We start from the raw sequence: 17423 nt of genomic DNA, 5'->3' as shown, positions 1-17423 counted from the left end.
CCCTGTCGGCCTCTTTCGGCCTCGCTCGTCGCGCGCCCTTCGGTGGTCGTGCCAGGTGGTGCTGCCGGGGTCCGTTACCCGGGTCCACTGGCCCAGGTCGGGCCTAGCCCAGGTCGGGCCCCCTCAGCCGTGGAGGCTCGATCGGTGGTCCCTCCGGTGGATAGGTCTCGATGTGTTCCCAGTAGGAGAAGACGGCCGAGGCGACCGCCCGCTGCAGCTCGCTGCCGAAGGCGTCCAGATCGGGGATGCTGCCGTTGGCCGCGCAGTGGCCGGCGTCGTCCGCCAGCCGCGGGATCAGCGTCCGGTACGCGAGCTCATCGAGCTGCTGCTCCCTCTCTGCGGGCACGATGTCGTAGCGGTACTGCGGGATCATGACGCTGACCCAGGGGCGTTGCTCCTCGCACAACTTGCCCATGAGGTCCTGGTTCTTGGTGGCTTCCAGCGCCCACCGGTCGAGCAGCATCAGCCCGGGAGCCTTGGGCTTTTTCTGGCGGAGCATGCGGGAGTTGTCGTCGAGGGCCAAGACGTTCACCTTGTAGCCCATGGTGCGCACGAGGTCGGCCGCGTGCTCGCCGAGCGGCAGGGTGGACTCCGGGTGGTACGGGTTCCAGTCGTGCGGTCGGTTCCCGTAGTAGTCCGGCTCGCGGCCCTGCGGCAGGTCCGAACGGGTGCAGGCGAGCACCGATATGTCGAATTCCGGCGGATGCTCCACGGATCCGAACGCGGTCGGCAGCGACTCGTAGTCCCTGGAGAACTTGCCCTCGTCCAGCGAGGTGCCGTCGGCCACCCGCACGATCTGCTTGGCCAGCCGGTACACGGCCCGCTCGTACTCGTCACGGAGACAGCGCAGCTTGGTCAGTCCGTAGAAGCCCTCGTCCGCGTAGTCCCGCCCGAAGGCGGCGTGGTTGAACTGTAGGTCCCTCGCCACCTGGGGCATGTGTGCCGGCTCCACCGGCGTCCATAACGCCGGGATGATCGCGCTGTCCCGCGCGCCGCCGCCGCGCGCCCGATGGTCGCCCTGCCGCTGGGAGAAGGCCCACCACTCCCGGCCGCACTGCTTGCTGCGGAAGTAGCGAGGTGAGTACAACGGTACGAACACCTTGCAGCGCGCGAGGTTCGCCGACAACTCGTCGGTCCACCGGGTGCCGACCTGTATCCCCTGGTCCAGAAATCCGACCTTGGTCCCCATGGGCAGGTCGGTCAGCTCCATGATGTGCTCGCACAGTCCGTCGAACAGTTTCTTCACCCACACGCTGGGGTCGGCACCGCTCGAATCGTGACGCGGCGTATGCGCATGACTGAGGAAGAAGTACGGACTGCTTCCCCCTCTGCCCAGACCGGCACCCTGCACGTATGTCCCCCGACGCTCCGTGAGTGGGATCCCAGTGTAGGAAGCCTCAAGTCCTGTTCGGAACAGGACGAATGCGCTCGTCTCGGATTTTGATGTCCAAGGAGGTCATTGCGTACGAGTGGGGCGCGGATCATCGCACGGTCGACTATGGGTGACCCGCGGTCGTCCTTCGAGAGTCGGATCTCGGAGACCTCTCGTCAGGTCGCTGGACGCGATGCCGCTCGCCAGGTGCCCCGGTGCTCCTCAGCCATCTCGCGGGCCGTGCGGAGAGCGTCCGGACCGACCGATGCGGTCATCGACCTGCGCACCGTCTCCCGCACCCCCGCCACGAAGCGTTCGCCCACAGGCGTGAGTGCGCCGGATGCGGCCAGAGTCTCCACAGCCTCGGCCGTCTGGTCTCGCCAACGGGAGAACTGGATTTCGGCGGCGTGGGCCTCGGCGCCCGCCGTGATCCGCCACCGGGCGCGCCAGAAGTCGACCACCGCGAGATGGGCGTACGTCCCCTGCAGCAGCCCCTCCAACGGGCGCGGGTCGGGCCGCCAGGGCGCGTAGAACAGCTTCTCGCAGGCCGGGTCGTACAGGTCGACCAGATCCAGGACGGCGCCCAGCTTCACATGCTGGAACTCGTGGACGAGGAGCAGCGCGAGCGTCTGAGGTGTGGCGGGGCGGGCGATGGCCACCGCGCCGAAGGCGTCGCGGGCCGCCGAGCTGATGTCGGCGCCCTCGGGGGAGGGAAGGAGCGGGGTGATCACCTGGAGTCCGGCGGCGATTCCCGGCGCGTACTCGGGCAGTTCGCGGCGGATCCAGGCCCAGGCCCCGGCCAGGTCGGCCCGCCACGCCTCGGCCTCCTCCTCGGTGAGCCGGGGGTGCGCCGGATGGCCGTGGCAGGCCCGCGAGGGGTCGGTGTCCTCCAAAGTCACGGTCCAGCCGTCCAGTTCGAACCGTCGGCTTCCTCGCCAGGCGGGGTCCTCGGGGCCGTTGCGGGGCATGGTGTACATCCGGTCGTCCGCGTGGACCGTGAAGCCGTCGGCATCCGTGCGGACGACGACGCGCTCGGCGCCCGCTCCCACCGTCAGCGTCCCGAGCGAGGGCAGCCGCAGCAGCCCTTCGTGGACCGGGACGACGACCGCTGCCGGGCGCCCGGCGCGCACCGCGGCGGCAGCGGTGATCTCCGCGATCCCGCGCGTGGCTGTCGCGGCGGCGGACTCCGCGTCGCCCCCGGCCTGTCCCGCCTGCGGACCGGACCCGAGGCAGCCGAGCGCCCAGGACCGTACATAGGGGTGGGCCAGGACCGTATCCACGGATTCGGGGGCCTCGCTGTCGAGGACGGTCAGCGTGTTCCAGGCGTCCTCGCCGTCCTCGCCGTCTCCGCCGTCTCTGCCATCTCTGCCATCTCTGCCGTCTCCGCGGTATTCGGCCTCCTCGGCGTCCCCGCCCGGCGGGGTGTGCGTCGCCCCGTGCCGCACATGGCCCAGCAGCTCGCGGACCAGGGCGAGTTGGTGACGGGCCAGCAGGTTCACCGTGGTGTCCGTGCCGCGACCGGTGGCCAGCTCGGCCAAGTGGTGTTCGGCGAGCGCGGGCTGTACGGACTGGTCGGCCATGTGACGGTCCCGGAGATCGGTGATGAAGGACAGCAGGTCGGAGCAGTACACCGACGGGTTGAGGAATCCGCTGCCGTCGGACCGGTATCGATGGGCGTAGAGGCCGCCCCCGCAGGAGCGCACCACCGGGCAGGCACGGCACTGCGCGGCCAGTCCTTCGACGCCCTGCTGCCGGGCCACGATGCCCGGATGCGCGGCCACCTCGTCCAGGGAGTGCGCGAACACGTCCAGGCCGGTGGCGGGGGCTCCGTCGTGCGCGGTCTTCAGGGAGTCGGCCTGTTCGAAGGTCCCGTCGGTCTCGATCACGGCGAGGTCGGCCGGGGCCAGCCCCAGCGACTCCGTCAGGCTGCTCTCGCCGCGCAGGGTCCGCAGGACCGAGTCGAAGACACGGACGTCCATGGAGCGTCCGGTCGCGGCCCAGCGGTCGTGGACGGTCAGCAGCCAGCGCGCGTACGCCGTGGCGTCGATGTCCTCGGCCGGGCGCACCGGAGGTTCGTCCCAGGTGGCGTGCGGGAGGAGGAAGTCGACGCGGGGCGGGGTGAGTTCGGCGAGCGCGTCGTGGACGGCGACCGGGTCGTTGCGCAGGTCGATGGTGCAGAGGATGCCTGCGAAGAGGTGGCGATAGCGGGGCCGGTTGAGCAGCGCGACGGCTCTGAGGACCCGGTCGTGGCTGCTGCGCCCGTCGGCGTAGCGCCGGTGCAGGTCGTTCGCGGCCCTGTCGCCGTCCAGCGAGACGCCCACCTTGATGCCGAACTCGTCGAACAGGTCCAGGAACCGTTCGTCGAGCGTGACGGCGTTCGTGTGGATCCGCAGGTCCAGCTCGCACACGCCGCCGAGGGCGGCCGTCAGTTCCGCGGCGGCCCTGCGCAGCCGGGTCCGGCCCGCGAGGAGAGGTTCGCCGCCGTGCAGCACCACGTGGACGGCGGTCAGTTCATGGCTCTTCGCATGCTCGGCGATGCGCTCGGCCGTGGTGCGCAGGACTTCGTCCGACACCACCCTGGGCCGACCGCGCCAGCTCTGGTCCGCGTGTTCGTACACGTAGCAGTGGTCGCACGCGAGATCGCAGCGACTGTGCATCTTCAGCACGAACTGACGTAGAGGAAGGAGCGGTCGGCCCATGACGTTCATCTGATGTCGCCAGGTACGGGCGGCTGTCAGACGGAGGACTGGAAGGCCGCCACCGCGACCCTTCCCGGACCGGTCCGTTCGACGCCGTTCGACACGGCACGGGTCAGAGCGGGCGACAGCGCGCCGCGGCCCCGCGCCGCCAACTGCACCAAGGACACCCGCTCCGGACCGACGGCGGCCGCAGTTCCTGACTCTTCGGCCGTGGGGTCGAGGGATGCGTTCATGGAGACCTCATCAATCTGTGCGTGGAAACTGACGGGGTTGCGGTCTTGCGGCTCGACGAAGCAGATGCCGACAGGAATTTCTCACTCAAGCGCCGGCCGCAGAAGAAGTTAGCGGCCGACCGGACTGACGACGCCGAATCTTCGGTCAGCTGCTGGTCGCGACCAGAACATAGCCGACGCCGAGGAGTGCTTCGGACGGCAACACAAGCCTCGTCCGTATTCGGGGCGGCAAACGTGAGAACCGTCTCATCGACCGGTCGGATCACGGCGGTTGAGCGGGGAAGGCCCCGTTCCGGGCGGCTTCAGCCTTCTCAGCACTCTCAGCCCGCTCACAGCCACACCCCAGCCCGCTGACGGACTGCGTCCCTAACTTCGCTGCCATGACGGGAAACCACACAAGCAAAACGATCACGCGGCGCCGCGCTCTCGTGGTGACCGGTGGAACGGTCGCCGCCGGTGGTCTGGCGGTCGCCGGGTACCAGTCGGCGTTCGCGGACGAGGCGACGGGCAGCACCGAGACGACGGCCACGGCGTCCGCGACGAGCACCGACAGCGCGTGCATGACACTGATGTCGAGCGTCACCGAGGGCCCCTACTATCTGGACGGCGCCCTGGTCCGGAAGGACATCACCGAAGGCAAGAGCGGTGTTCCGCTGACACTGCGCCTCACCGTCGTGGATGCCACCGACGGCTGCACCCCGGTCCCCGGCGCGGCCGTGGAGATCTGGCACTGCGATGCCTGGGGCTACTACTCCGGCTACACCACCGCGAATCCCGGCGGTTCGGCGCCGGCCGAGAGCGAGGACGGCTCGACCGCCGACGACGCCACATACCTCCGCGGCTACCAGATCGCGAATGCGAACGGGGTCGTCAAGTTCGAGACCATCTTCCCCGGTTGGTACACCCCCCGCACCTGCCACATCCACGTGAAGGTGCACACCGGCGGCGAGAAGGAGGACGGCACCTACGAGGGCGGCAAGGTCAACTACACCGGCCAGTTCTTCTTCGACGACGAGATCGCCCAGGAGATCTTCACGCTTGAGCCCTACTCCCAGCACAGCGGCAGCTACACCACCCTCGACAACGACATGGTCTACGACGGCGGCGGCGCCTCCAGCGGCCTGCTCACCCTCAAGGCCGTGAAGAAGGCCGACCCGGCCCGCGGCTACAAGGGTTTCCTCACCCTCGGCATCGACCCCGACGCCGAGAACACGGGCGCCGGCGGCGGTGGCGGCGAGGGCGGTACACCCCCGTCGGGCGAGCCTCCGACGGGCGAGCCCCCGACGGACGCTCCGACCGACAGCGCCACCGGCTCCGAGTCGGCCTCGTAGGGTACGCGCATGAGCAGCCGTGAGGACGAGACGCTGGCGCAGGCTGCGGTGGCCGCGCTCACCCGGCAGTTGGAAATGACGCCCAAGCCCGGCCTGCCCGACCCGCGTGACCTCGGCGCCCGCGTCACCCGGCAGGACCACCGAGCCCTGCGCTGGTCGGCGAAGTCACTGGTGCCCGGCCTCGCGGCGATGGCGGCCTGCGCCCGCCGCAACGGTGCGGCGACCCCCGAACTCCGCGCCGAACTCGGCGCGATCGGGCGCTGCACCGAACACTCCATGCAACTCGCCGGGGGCGGCCATCGCGGCGCCACCTGGGTGCTGGGCCTCCTGGTCGCCGCGGCGGCCATGGAACCCGGCGCCCGGGGGCGCGAACTCGCCGCCACCGCCAAGAAGATCGCCGCACATCCCGACCGCCGGGCACCCAGGCGCCCCTCCCGGGGGTCGTCGGTCTCCGCCAAGTACGGGGCGGCCGGCGCCCGGGGCGAGGCCCGCGCGGGCTTCCCCCATGTACGCAGGGCGTTGGATGTCCTGGCCAAGGCACGCACCGCCGGCACGCCTGAGCCGGACGCCCGCCTCGACGCGCTGCTCACGGTCATGTCGACGCTGCAGGACACCGAGTTGCTCTACACCGCCGGGCCCCATGGGCTGCGGCACGTACAGGCGGGGGCGCGGGGCGTGATCGACGCGGGGGGTACGGCGACCGATGCGGGGCGGGAGGCTCTGACCGCGTTCGACACGGATCTGCAGGGGCGGGGGTGGAGTCCTCGTGGGAGTGGGTCGCTGCTTGCGGGGGCGCTGTTCGTGGATGCCCTGCCGCTCACCGCGCGGGTGCCCGGGTAAGGGTTCCGCTCCCGCCACCTCCACCCTTCCCGTCCCCAGGGGCTGTGCCCCTTCGATCCCCCTCGGGCGCCTGAGGGCTCGGTGGCTCGGGTCGTTCTGAGTGCGGGTGCGGGTGCGGGTGCGGGTGCGGGTGGTGCGTGGTCTCCCCCGTGGGGTTCGCCGCGCCCCTGAAGGCAAAGAGCACGGGCGCATCCCGTGCTTTCTGAGGGGCGCGGCAAGCCCCCACTCACCCGCGGACGAACCCGCCCCGCCTCACCCCCGCGCGCCCCTCAAAGAAGCCATCCACGCCTCGACCTCGTCGGAGCGGCGAGGCAGCCCGGCGCTCAGGTTCCGGTTGCCGTCCTCCGTCACCAGGATGTCGTCCTCGATCCGGATGCCGATGCCCCGGTACTCCTCGGGGACGGCGAGGTCGTCCGCCTGGAAGTACAGGCCGGGCTCGACCGTCAGCACCATCCCCGGCTCCAACGTCCCGTCGACGTAAGACTCGACGCGTGCGGCCGCACAGTCGTGGACATCCATGCCGAGCATGTGACCCGTGCCGTGCAGGGTCCAGCGGCGCTGGAGGCCCAGCTCCAGAACCCGCTCCACCGGGCCCTCGACGAGCCCCCACTCGACCAGCCGTTCGGCCAGTACGTGCTGCGCGGCGTCGTGGAAGTCGCGGTACTTGCCGCCGGGCCGCACGGCGGCGATACCGGCCTCCTGGGAGTCGTACACGGCGTCGTAGATCTTCTTCTGGATCTCGCTGAACGTGCCGTTGACCGGCAGGGTGCGCGTGACGTCGGCCGTGTAGTACGTGTGTGTCTCGACGCCCGCGTCCAGCAGCAGGAGGTCGCCGGAGCGGACCGGGCCGTCGTTGCGGACCCAGTGCAGCGTGGTGGCGTGCGGGCCGGCGGCACAGATGGAGCCGTAGCCGACATCGTTGCCCTCGACCCGGGCGCGCAGGAAGAACGTTCCCTCGATGTAGCGCTCCGAGGTGGCCTCGGCCTTGTCCAGCACGCGTACGACGTCCTCGAAGCCGCGCACGGTCGAGTCGACCGCCTTCTGCAGCTCACCGATCTCGAACTCGTCCTTGACCAGCCGTGCCTCGGAGAGGAAGACCCGCAGCTCGTTGTCGCGCTCGGCGGTGACCTTGTCGTGGAGCGCCGCCTCGATGCCGGCGTCGTACCCGCGGACGACCCGCACCGGGCCGGCGGCCTCGCGCAGCTTGTCGGCGAGTGCGCGCACGTCGGCGGCAGGGAGGCCGTACAGCTCCGCCGATTCGGTCAGCGAATGCCGCCGCCCGACCCACAGCTCGCCCTGGCCGGAGAGCCAGAACTCGCCGTTCTCCCGGTCGGAGCGAGGCAGCAGATAGATCGTCGCCTCGTGGCCCTCGGCGCCGGTCGGCTCCAGGACCAGGACGCCGTCCTCGGTCTGGTTGCCGGTGAGGTACGCGTACTCGACCGACGCCCGGAACGGGTACTCGGTGTCGTTCGAGCGGGTCTTCAGGTTGCCCGAGGGGATCACCAGGCGGTCGCCCGGGAAGCGCGCGGAGAGCGCGGCGCGGCGCGCGGCGGTCTCGGCGGCCTGGGCGATCGGCTCCAGGCCGTGCAGCTCGGTGTCGGCCCAGTCCGACTTCATGCTCTCGGCCAGCTCGTCGGACACGCCCGGGTACAGGCCGTTCTTGCGCTGCTTGATCGGCTCCTCGGCTTCGGTCGCCTCGGTCTCCGGGGTCGCCGGCTCGAGCTCGTCCGCCACGGTCATCCTCCTAGGTACGGCACTGGACCGCGTCCATCGTACGGTCGTCCCGCAGGGGACCAGGGGGCCTTGAAACACCCCTTACGACGGGTCACCGATCCCTTACGAGAAGCAGCCGCGAAGGCGCGGCACCCGGCACCCGGCACGCGAAGCGGCTGGCCCTCGGCGCGCGAAACCACCGGCGCATGCTCGGCAGGTGGCAGGTGGCAGGTGGCAGGGCCGTAGACGCCGGGCGGGCCAGCCCGCGGCCGCCCACGACACACGGCGCCCGGCGCGGCGATGCACGTGCCACGACACACGGCGCCCGGCGCGGCGACGCACGTGCCGCGAGCCCGGAGCCCGGCGCGGCGGTCCACCGGAGCCCGGCTGCCGGTCCTACTCGAACCGTGCCGCCAGCAGCACCACGTCCTCCGTGCCGTCGCCCTCGCCGAGGCTGTCCGGCAGGACGGTGCGCAGGACGTGGTCGGCGATGGCGCCGGGGTCGGTGCGCAGGGCCCGGGGGACGCAGGCCGCGGCCGCATGGAGGCGGGCGAAGGCGCGGTCGACGGGTTCGCCGGTGCGCTGGAGGAGGCCGTCGGTGTAGAGCAGGACGGTTTCTCCTCGCTCGGCGGTCAGCTCGACGCTCGGCGCCTCCCAGCAGGCGAGCATGCCCAGCGGCGCCGACAGGGACGTCTCCACGAACTCGGTGCGCCGCTCGCCGATCACCAGCGGCGGGCTGTGTCCGGCCCCGGCCAGCGTGATCTTGCGCAGCGCGGGCTCGACGTAGGCGAAGAGCGCGGTGGCGGAGCGGGCCGGCTCGGTCAGGCGTAGCAGCAGCTCCAGGTCGGAGAGGACGGCGACGGGGTCCTCCCCCTCCATCACGGCGTACGCCCGCAGCGAGGCCCGCAGCCGCCCCATCGCGGCGATCGCGCTGGGGCCCGACCCCGTGACCGAGCCGACCGCGAGGCCGAGCGCGGCGTCCGGCAGCGGCAGCGCGTCGTACCAGTCGCCGCCGCCGCGCGGTCCGGTGCGGTGCCGGGCGGCGAGCTGGACGCCGGCGACGCGGGGCAGCCGGGAGGGGAGCAGTTCCTCGGCGATGGTGGCCATGCACGCGCGCGTGCGCTCGACCTCGACGAGCCGGGCCAGATGCTCGGCGGCGTACCGCGTGTACAGCCCGGCGAGGTGCCGCTGCCGCTCGACCGGCTCCGCGGGCTCGTCGTACAGCCAGACGGCGGCGCCGAGCGGGCCGGCTCCCTCGGTGGACAGAGGGAGCGCGTAGCTCGCCGCGTATCCGAGCCGGGCGGCGACCTCGCGGTGGCGGGGATCGAGTCCGTCCTCGGCGAACAGGTCGGGCTGGGCGATCTCGCCGTCACCGCCCGGCAGTCCGTCGAGGATGCGGCCGTACGGCAGGGAACTGCGCGGCACGGTCTCGATGTGCCCGAGGTCGGCGCGGCCGAGGCCGAGGCCGATGGTCGTGTCCGGGCCGAGTCCGTCGCCCGGTTCCAGGACGAGCAGACCGCGGCGGGCGCCGACCAGGGCGGCTCCGGCGTGCAGGGTCTCCTTCAGCGCGCTGTCGAGTGAGTCCGTGCGGGTCAGACGTTCGGTGAGTTCGTGCAGCGTCGTGAGATCCGAGACCCAGCCCGCGAGTCTGTCCTGCAGAACGGTCCCGGGAGCGGTGCCCGCTCCTGTGGCGGAAGGGGCCGGTGAGGCACCCGAGGCGACGGGCGCGGGCGCGACAGTGTGTGCGGGGGAGGGAACCGTTGAATCGATTCCAGCCACTTTCGGAGGGTGAGGGGCGTTCATGGTTTCCGGCTTTCCGACCGGTGCGTATTGCTCAAAAGCATCGCAAACCCCCATGTCATTCTGCGCCGCTAGCAGTCTCTCCACATGTACACGCACTCGTGAGGGGATGTCCAGCATTGTCCTGCTGGGACATCTGGTGTCCGTGCGGCCCTGTTGGACACCTGTCAACTTCTTGTCCAGTCCTTCGGAAACAGGAAAGTTGACTTAAAAGTGTTGTGGTGAACGGTGTATTGAGGTCGACTGGCCTTGTTCAACAGAGCGTCACAGCGGTCGTGATGGGTACGTACTCGGTGAAGACCAGGGGCGGCGGAGGCCGCCCGGAACCTGGCGACGGAACCGGGCGTCCTATCCACCGACGACCGAGCCCCATCCTCCCGTGGCGGAGGCGGCGAGCACATGCGGGACAGCAAAACGCCAGGCGCCGCCACCCCTACGCCATGCCCATGCTTTTGACAGACGCAAGTCGACGCAAGCGATGGACGCGGACGTAACCGAGCTCGGCCCGCAGGGTTCCCCTTGTTCGTGACAGGGGTGTGATGCGCCAGCAGGTACGCACAGTGCAGTGAACGACACATGTTGTGATGTGACCCACGGTGTTGCCATGCGTGCAACGGAAAGGACGAGCGCTCATGCGCGAGATCCCCGGAAAGCGACGCAGGCTCCTGTCCAGGCGCAACGGCGGGAGGCCCGAGCTTCTTGAGCAGGCCCTGACGTTCGCGACGGAATGGCAGTGGCCCGTACTCCCGGGGGTGGCGCCGGACCCGCAGGGGAGTGCCCGCTGCGGATGCCCGGACCCGGAGTGCGTGGTGCCCGGCGCTCACCCCTTCGACCCCGGCCTGCTGGCCGCCACCACCGACGAGCGCATGGTCCGCTGGTGGTGGGGCAACCGGCCGACGGCACCGATCGTGCTGGCCACCGGCGGTACCGCCCCCTGCGCGGTGAGCCTGCCGGCCCTGGCCGCCTCCCGTGCCCTCGCCGCGCTCGACCGCACCGGCATGCGCCTCGGCCCCGTGGTCGCGGCCCCGCACCGCTGGGCGATCCTCGTCGCGCCGTACTCCATGGAGCAGCTGGGCGAGCTGCTCTACGCCAAGGACTTCGTCCCCGGCTCGCTCCGCTTCCACAGCGAGGGCGGCTATCTGGCTCTGCCCCCCTCCGAGACCGGTCACGGCCTGATCCGCTGGGAGCGGGCACCGCTGCCCGGTTCGGCCGCGCCGTGGGTGCCCGACGTCGAGGCGGTCGTGGACGCGGTCGTCGACGCCCTCACTCGTACGGGTGTGAGCGCGCCCGAGTTCTGAGTCCGCCCGGCGCGCGGGGGGCCGGGCGCCCCCGGTCGGTCGTTATCTTCCGCACATGCAGCGTCTTCCCGGGGGCCACGGGGCCCCATCGCGCGGCCGCCACAGCGCTCCCCCGCCCCGGAGCCGTAGAGCACCCAAGTCGGAGCGCGGCGGGCCGGATCCACGTCGGCTCCGCCTCGCGGGGCTGACGGCCGCGGTCGCGGTCGCGCTGGGCCTGCCCCTCGCCGCCTCCGCCGGCCCGCTCGGCAACGTACGTACGTCCGAACGCGCCCCCATGTCCGAGCGGGTTCTCACCTCCGACCTCGACCGTGGCGTCGACCGCGCCGGTGAAGTCGCCGGACTCGGCAGCGGAGCCGACGGGCGGGCGGACGGGCGTGCGGACGGGGCCGGTGAGCTCACCGAGAAGTCCTCCGGGCACGTCGATCCGAAGGCGGGCGGGTCGGACGGGAGGACAGTGGGCGGCGGCGCCGACGCGGCGGACGACGCGGCGCGCTCCCCGCGGCGGCCGCTCGGTCTCGGTCTCGCCACCGCCGCCCGCTGCGGCCCCGAACTCACCTCCCCCGACGGCATCGAGGCGCAGACGTGTGTCCTCACGCAGGGCGAGCAGACCTGGGCCCGCACGTACTACCGCAACGCCACCGGGCGGGAACTCAGTTCGGTCCTCAGCATGATGGCGCCCGGCGAGCACACCGTACGGATGCGGTGCGCCGTGGGCGCGCACGACGAGCCTGGGGTGTGCGAGACGCCCAGGGGGCGCACGCGGGGCGCAATGGGGGCGTACACGGCCGTGGCGGAGTTCGCGGCACCGGACGGCGGTGGGCCGCTGTTGCTGCGCTCAGGGAGCAACTCAGGCCGTTCGTAAGGGTGTTGGCGCCGAGCGGGATCGGTACAGCGGAGGCGCCCCGGATCCCGGGCATGAAGAAACCCGGTTGCTGGCGACGGGGGATGCACCAGCAACCGGGCTAATGAAACCGTAACAAGAGATCGGCGCTTCGCAAATTCGATCTCGGCTATTCGGACACGAATTTGCCTGTCACGTAGGGGAGTTGTGACAGGAGTCACCACATTTCGAACGCACTCGATCAGCTGACCGTCCGGTCAGCCCGGCGCGCACGGTCAGCTGAGCGTGACCTGCCGGTTGGTGAGCCCGCCGCGCGCCCGGCGCTCGTCCGGGGTGAGCGGGGACTCGTCGGCCAGGGCGGCGGCGAGCCGCTCGGCGAACTCGGCCGCCGGCTTCTCGATGTCGTCCGCGCCCATTCCGCTGGGAAGGTCCCAGACCGGCACGGTGAGGCCGTGAGCACGGAAGGAGCCCACGAGACGGGTGCCCTCGCCGAGGCTGGAGCGCCCCGCCGCGTGCAGTCGCGCGAGAGCGTCCAGAAGCCGCTCCTCGGCGTGCGGCATGACCCATCGCAAATGGTTCTTCTCGGGGGTCTCGCACCAGTACGCCGCGTCGACGCCCGCGAGCTTCACAGTCGGGATCGCCGCGGAGTTGGCGCGCTCCAGGGAGGCGGTCACCTCCGGGGTCGTGCCCTCCGTGTCCGGGACCCAGAACTCGAAGCCCGTGTGCACAACTGGCTCGAACTCACCTTCGGGGTCGAGCAGGTCCTGCAGGCGTGGACCGTCGGCCGGCGCGCGCCGGCCCTGAACCGGAGTGCCCGGCTCGGCGACGAGGGCACGCTGGAGGGTGTCGGCGAGGTCGCGGCTGATGTCGCCGGACGCCGTGTCGTTCTGCAGGCCGAGCAGCACCGAGCCGTCGTCACGGCGCAGCGCGGGCCACGCCATGGGCAGGACGGTGGCGAGCGTCACCGACGGGACGCCCTCGGGGAGCGCGTCCTTCAGCTTCAGCTCGACGGTCGCGGCGGGCACCAGTTCGCGCAGCGCGATCCAGTGGCACTCGCCCGGCAGGCCCTCGAAGGGGCGCTGCACCAGCTCGGTCACCGCCTGGGCGGCGGCCCGGCCGTGACAGGCCTTGTAGCGGCGGCCGCTGCCGCAGGGGCATTGCTCGCGCGCGCCGACAACCGGAACCTGCCCATCGGCGCCTGCGGCACCGACTCCGCCGGTGCCCTGCGGGCGCTTGGCCTTCGTTTGGGGTCGCTTCTTGGCCATCGTGGGTGTCTCCCGATCACGGCTCGTCTCGTACTCGCGCGAGCCTAGCCGCTCGTACGACGCCCGACGGGACCCTGTGGGCAACGCACCCGAGTCGTCCCGTAACCGGTGGTTCAGGCCAGGTTGTGCACGCCTGGCCCGAACCACCGTCGGGTCAGTCCATGTCTTCGAACGCGTCCGCGAAGTCCAGGTCGGGAACGGTGGAGACCGAGGGAGCGACCACACGGCTCGCGAAGTCGTCCCGTCGGTGGGCTCGGTAGACGTCGTCCTGGACGACGACCCACACCGTGACCTCACCGCGGGCGTCGTCGCGCACGCCCCAGTCGTCGGCCAGTGCCGTGACGATGTTCAGCCCGCGGCCGCCGTGTGCGGTGACCGAGGGCGTGGACGGAAGCGGGCGGGTCGGACCACCGCCGTCCGTGACCTCGACAGTGAGCCGCCCGGTGGGATCCATGCGCCAGGCGCAGCGCACATCGCCGTCACCGGCCAGCGCGTCGCCGAGCGGCCTGCCGTGTTTGCAGGCATTGCTGAGCAGTTCGGAAAGGATCAGTAGGGCGTCGTCGATGACCGATTCCGCCACTCCACCGTCGCGCAACTGATCGCGCACCCGGTGCCTCGCTTCACCCACGCCCGCAGGGCCATGGGGTACGGCCATGCTCGACGACGTGGGCACCTCCTGTGCCACCACCAACGCCACCCCCGAGACCTCCTTCGCCCCACGCCACGGTGTGAATGCCCCATTGGACTGGACTGGAAACCGGCCGGAACACGTGCTCTGACGCACTCGCAACGATCGAACACGGAACGAACGCGCCGGTGCACTCCTTGTAGCCGAGTGGCTGAATTTCGTCCTCGATATACCGACTTGTCCTCGGGTGTGGTCCAGCCGCCTTGGCGGAATTCTTACCTCCGTAAAGGGCCGCGCGAGCGCGCCGACGGGGGTCGGCGTGATGGTCACAGGTGTGAAGAGAGGCGTGTTCGAAGCTGTCGCGGACGGCGTGTTGGAAGCTGTCGGAATCGGTGTGTTCGAAGTTGTCGGAGGCCGTGCGCTCGGTGGTGTCGGAGGCCGTGCGTCGGTGGTGGCGGAGACTGTGCGTCCGTTGGTGCCGGAGGGTGCCGGAGGGGGCGCGGTCAGCGGCTGAGTTGGTGGAGCACCGCGCGGGGGCGGTTGGTGATGATGGCGTCGATGCCCAACTCGACACAGAGGTCGACGTCCTCGGGCTCGTTCACGGTCCACACGTGCACCTGGTGTCCCGCGCTCTTCAGGCGCTCGATGTACGCGGGGTGGTTGCGCACGATCCGGATCGAGGGGCCCGCGATCCGGACGCCGCTCGGCAGCCGCCCGTCGCGCAGCCGGGGCGAGACGAACTGCATCAGATAGACCGTCGGCAGCGTCGGGGACGCGGCGCGGACGCGGTGCAGCGAGCGCGCCGAGAAGCTCATGATCCGTACCGGCGATTCGGCGGCCGTCTCCGGAGCGTCCAGGCCGAACCGCTTCAGCAGGACCAGCAGCCGCTCCTCGACCTGGCCCGCCCAGCGTGTGGGGTGTTTGGTCTCGATGGCCAGCTCCACCCGGCGCCCCGCGTCGGCCACGAGTTCGAGCAGACGTTCAAGGGTGAGGACGGAGGTGTCCGCCCGGTCCTCGGGGGTGACCTCCCAGTCGGGGGCCTCGTCGCCGCTCTTCCAGGAGCCGAAGTCCAGGGCGGCCAGGTCGGCGAGCTCCAGCGCGGAGACCGCGCCCCGGCCGTTCGACGTACGGTTGACGCGTCGGTCGTGAACGCAGACGAGGTGGCCGTCAGCCGTCAGTCGGACATCGCATTCGAGGGCGTCCGCGCCGTCCTCGATCGCCTTCTTGTACGCGGCCAGGGTGTGCTCGGGGGCCGCCTCGGAGGCTCCCCGGTGGGCAACGACCTGAATCGGGAGCTGTCGTACGTGGGTCACCGCGTCATGGTGCCACCGTGACGGGGTACGCGTGGGGGTGGTGACCGTGGACGACCGGGTTCGTACGCACAGTATGCACCATTAGTCCAATAGGTCCTATATAAAGGATGGTCCCGGACCCACAGGCACCGCTTATGGTGCCCTGACGGCTCGTGGGAAAAGCTGACCTCATACAAAACTGCACAGCCCGATGTGCGACCAAGAACAGTCGACCGCCGACAAGGTGAAGCCGTGGACCGAGGAGAAAAGCTGTGAGCACCGAGAACGAGGGCACCGCGGTACCCCCGGCCCCGTCCGCACCTCCCGTGCCGGTGGAAACTCCCGCTGCCTCCGCGCCGGCCCCGGCGCACGAGCCGAGCGCGGCCCCGGCGGAGTCCACCGCCCCGGCGACCCCGGCCGGAACGACCGCCGACAACGCGCCGACGACCCAGCTCCCGCCGGTCCCGCCGACGGCCCCGGAGACGGGCGCGACCGCGGTGCAGCCGCGGGTTCCGCACACGGAGCAGCCGACGGCACAGCAGCCGACGGCCCACCAGCCGCACCCGGAGCTGGTGTCCGCCGGGGCACCCGGATACGCGGCGGCCGCGGGCCAGGGGCAGGGATACGGCATGGGCCAGGCGCCCGGCGGGGGTTACGGACAGGCTCCCGGTGGCGCCGGATCCTCCGCGCCCGACGCCGCCTGGCCGCCTCCGGCACCGCCCGCCGTCCCGTCGTACGCGGACAACGGCACCGGCGCGTACGCGGGCGCCGGCGCGTACGGCGACGCGGGCGCGGCCGGAGGAGCCGGTGGCCCCGGCGCTTCCGGTGGCCCCGGCGACGGCGGCTGGGGCTCCTCGTGGCAGCAGACGCAGCAGCCGGCCCCCAAGCCGGCGGGCAACAAGCGGGGCGGTCTGATCGCCGCGATCCTCGTGGCCGCGCTGGTCGCGGGCGGGGTCGGCGGCGGCATCGGCTACACGCTGGCCGACCGCAACGACAACTCCACCGGTTCCACGACCATCTCGGCCTCCCAGAACGGCGGAGACGTCAAGCGCGCGGCCGGTACGGTCGCCGCCGTGGCCTCCTCCGCGCTGCCGAGCACGGTCACCATCGAGGCGTCGAACGGCGACGGCGACGGCGGCACGGGCACCGGCTTCGTGTTCGACAAGGAAGGCCACATCGTCACCAACAACCACGTGGTGGCGGAGGCCGTCGACGGCGGCAAGGTGACGGCCAGCTTCCCGGACGGCAAGAAGTACGACGCCGAGGTCGTCGGCCACGCGCAGGGCTACGACGTGGCGGTCATCAAGCTGAAGAACGCCCCGCCGAACCTGCAGCCGCTGACGCTCGGCGACTCCGACAAGGTCGCGGTGGGCGACTCGACGATCGCGATCGGCGCGCCCTTCGGCCTCTCCAACACGGTCACGACGGGCATCATCAGCGCCAAGAACCGCCCGGTGGCCTCCAGCGACGGCTCCTCCGGCAGCAAGGCCTCCTACATGAGCGCCCTGCAGACCGACGCGTCCATCAACCCGGGCAACTCCGGCGGCCCCCTCCTCGACGCCCGCGGCAATGTCATCGGCATCAACTCGGCCATCCAGTCCGCCAGCAACGGCAGCTTCGGCTCCGGCCAGGCGGGCTCCATCGGCCTCGGCTTCGCCATCCCGATCAACCAGGCCAAGAACGTGGCCCAGCAGCTGATCAGGACGGGCAAGCCGGTGTACCCGGTGATCGGCGCATCGGTCTCCCTGGAGGAGGGCACGGGCGGAGCGAAGATCACGGATTCGGGTGAGGGCGGCGCGGACTCCATCACCGCGGGCGGCCCCGCCGCCAAGGCCGGCCTCAAGCCCGGCGACGTGATCACCAAGCTCGACGACCACGTCATCGACAGCGGCCCCACCCTCATCGGCGAGATCTGGACCCACCTCCCCGGTGACAAGGTCACCCTGACCTACACCCGCGACGGCAAGACCCGCACGGCGGACGTCACCCTCGGCGAACGCCAGGGCGACAGCTGACCCCGCCCTCCCCGCAGCCCCACCGCCGCTCCGCTGTCCCCGTCCCCTCAGCCTCTTCTCGGGGGGACGGGGACGGGTCGGCATCTGAGAATTGGG

At 71.1% G+C, this 17423-nt stretch carries 13 protein-coding genes; 5 read left to right on the top strand and 8 right to left on the bottom strand.

Annotated features, from left to right (window positions below; all coding sequences use genetic code 11):
• Positions 1–103 precede the first annotated feature (103 nt).
• From OG858_RS22655 to fxsA, 3 genes are all read right to left on the bottom strand, one after another.
• Complete coding sequence (locus tag OG858_RS22655) at positions 104–1351, bottom strand: TIR-like protein FxsC (protein WP_327744329.1); 1248 nt, start codon at positions 1349–1351, stop codon at positions 104–106.
• A 197-nt stretch (positions 1352–1548) separates the two neighbouring features.
• The gene (locus OG858_RS22650) at positions 1549–4080 is read right to left on the bottom strand and encodes an FxsB family cyclophane-forming radical SAM/SPASM peptide maturase (protein WP_086747427.1); all 2532 of its coding nucleotides are present in this window, start codon (positions 4078–4080) and stop codon (positions 1549–1551) included.
• Between the two features lie 26 nt (positions 4081–4106).
• Positions 4107–4304, bottom strand: coding sequence for an FxSxx-COOH cyclophane-containing RiPP peptide (gene fxsA / locus OG858_RS22645; RefSeq protein WP_086747428.1), 198 nt, complete (start codon positions 4302–4304; stop codon positions 4107–4109).
• 380 nt (positions 4305–4684) lie between these two features.
• On the opposite strand from fxsA, the gene OG858_RS22640 reads away from it, so the two are divergent.
• Together OG858_RS22640 and OG858_RS22635 are read left to right on the top strand one after the other, a co-directional pair.
• Complete coding sequence (locus OG858_RS22640; protein ID WP_319267960.1) at positions 4685–5635, top strand: intradiol ring-cleavage dioxygenase; 951 nt, start codon at positions 4685–4687, stop codon at positions 5633–5635.
• Between the two features lie 9 nt (positions 5636–5644).
• On the top strand, positions 5645–6475 hold the full coding sequence (locus OG858_RS22635; protein ID WP_319069005.1) for a triphosphoribosyl-dephospho-CoA synthase: 831 nt from the start codon (positions 5645–5647) through the stop codon (positions 6473–6475).
• Positions 6476–6727: 252 nt separating this feature from the next.
• Here OG858_RS22635 and OG858_RS22630 read toward each other — a convergent pair whose 3' ends face one another.
• Complete coding sequence (locus OG858_RS22630; RefSeq protein WP_319267957.1) at positions 6728–8215, bottom strand: aminopeptidase P family protein; 1488 nt, start codon at positions 8213–8215, stop codon at positions 6728–6730.
• A gap of 369 nt (positions 8216–8584) precedes the next feature.
• Positions 8585–10108, bottom strand: a complete 1524-nt coding sequence (locus OG858_RS22625) for a PP2C family protein-serine/threonine phosphatase (RefSeq protein ID WP_319267954.1) — start codon at positions 10106–10108, stop codon at positions 8585–8587.
• A 512-nt stretch (positions 10109–10620) separates the two neighbouring features.
• On the opposite strand from OG858_RS22625, the gene OG858_RS22620 reads away from it, so the two are divergent.
• Positions 10621–11286: a bifunctional DNA primase/polymerase gene (locus tag OG858_RS22620; protein WP_086749314.1), complete on the top strand. Its 666-nt coding sequence runs from the start codon at positions 10621–10623 to the stop codon at positions 11284–11286.
• A gap of 184 nt (positions 11287–11470) precedes the next feature.
• Positions 11471–12148, top strand: coding sequence for a hypothetical protein (locus tag OG858_RS22615; RefSeq protein WP_408059482.1), 678 nt, complete (start codon positions 11471–11473; stop codon positions 12146–12148).
• Positions 12149–12402: 254 nt separating this feature from the next.
• Here OG858_RS22615 and OG858_RS22610 read toward each other — a convergent pair whose 3' ends face one another.
• The 3 genes from OG858_RS22610 to OG858_RS22600 form a co-directional block, all read right to left on the bottom strand.
• A complete protein-coding gene (locus tag OG858_RS22610) occupies positions 12403–13392 on the bottom strand; it encodes a DUF5926 family protein (protein WP_319069000.1) in 990 nt (329 codons plus the stop codon).
• A gap of 154 nt (positions 13393–13546) precedes the next feature.
• The gene (locus tag OG858_RS22605) at positions 13547–14089 is read right to left on the bottom strand and encodes an ATP-binding protein (protein ID WP_234440962.1); all 543 of its coding nucleotides are present in this window, start codon (positions 14087–14089) and stop codon (positions 13547–13549) included.
• A 434-nt stretch (positions 14090–14523) separates the two neighbouring features.
• Positions 14524–15333: a glycerophosphodiester phosphodiesterase gene (locus tag OG858_RS22600; RefSeq protein ID WP_086753574.1), complete on the bottom strand. Its 810-nt coding sequence runs from the start codon at positions 15331–15333 to the stop codon at positions 14524–14526.
• A 251-nt stretch (positions 15334–15584) separates the two neighbouring features.
• Between OG858_RS22600 and OG858_RS22595 the strand changes: the two genes are divergently transcribed.
• On the top strand, positions 15585–17327 hold the full coding sequence (locus OG858_RS22595) for a S1C family serine protease (RefSeq protein ID WP_328544533.1): 1743 nt from the start codon (positions 15585–15587) through the stop codon (positions 17325–17327).
• Positions 17328–17423 lie beyond the last annotated feature (96 nt).

Source organism: Streptomyces europaeiscabiei, from assembly GCF_036346855.1.
Lineage (GTDB): Bacteria > Actinomycetota > Actinomycetes > Streptomycetales > Streptomycetaceae > Streptomyces > Streptomyces europaeiscabiei.
This window is presented reverse-complemented; position numbering and strand designations above follow the sequence as displayed.

Excerpts from the sequence above, each read along its gene's own strand:
- OG858_RS22620 (WP_086749314.1), top strand. The coding sequence starts at position 10,621 with ATGCGCGAGATCCCCGGAAAGCGACGCAGGCTCCTGTCCAGGCGCAAC.
- OG858_RS22610 (WP_319069000.1), bottom strand. The coding sequence starts at position 13,392 with ATGGCCAAGAAGCGACCCCAAACGAAGGCCAAGCGCCCGCAGGGCACC.
- OG858_RS22650 (WP_086747427.1), bottom strand. The coding sequence starts at position 4,080 with ATGAACGTCATGGGCCGACCGCTCCTTCCTCTACGTCAGTTCGTGCTG.
- OG858_RS22625 (WP_319267954.1), bottom strand. The coding sequence starts at position 10,108 with ATGCTGGACATCCCCTCACGAGTGCGTGTACATGTGGAGAGACTGCTA.
- OG858_RS22640 (WP_319267960.1), top strand. The coding sequence starts at position 4,685 with ATGACGGGAAACCACACAAGCAAAACGATCACGCGGCGCCGCGCTCTC.
- fxsA (WP_086747428.1), bottom strand. The coding sequence starts at position 4,304 with ATGAACGCATCCCTCGACCCCACGGCCGAAGAGTCAGGAACTGCGGCC.
- OG858_RS22630 (WP_319267957.1), bottom strand. The coding sequence starts at position 8,215 with ATGACCGTGGCGGACGAGCTCGAGCCGGCGACCCCGGAGACCGAGGCG.
- OG858_RS22635 (WP_319069005.1), top strand. The coding sequence starts at position 5,645 with ATGAGCAGCCGTGAGGACGAGACGCTGGCGCAGGCTGCGGTGGCCGCG.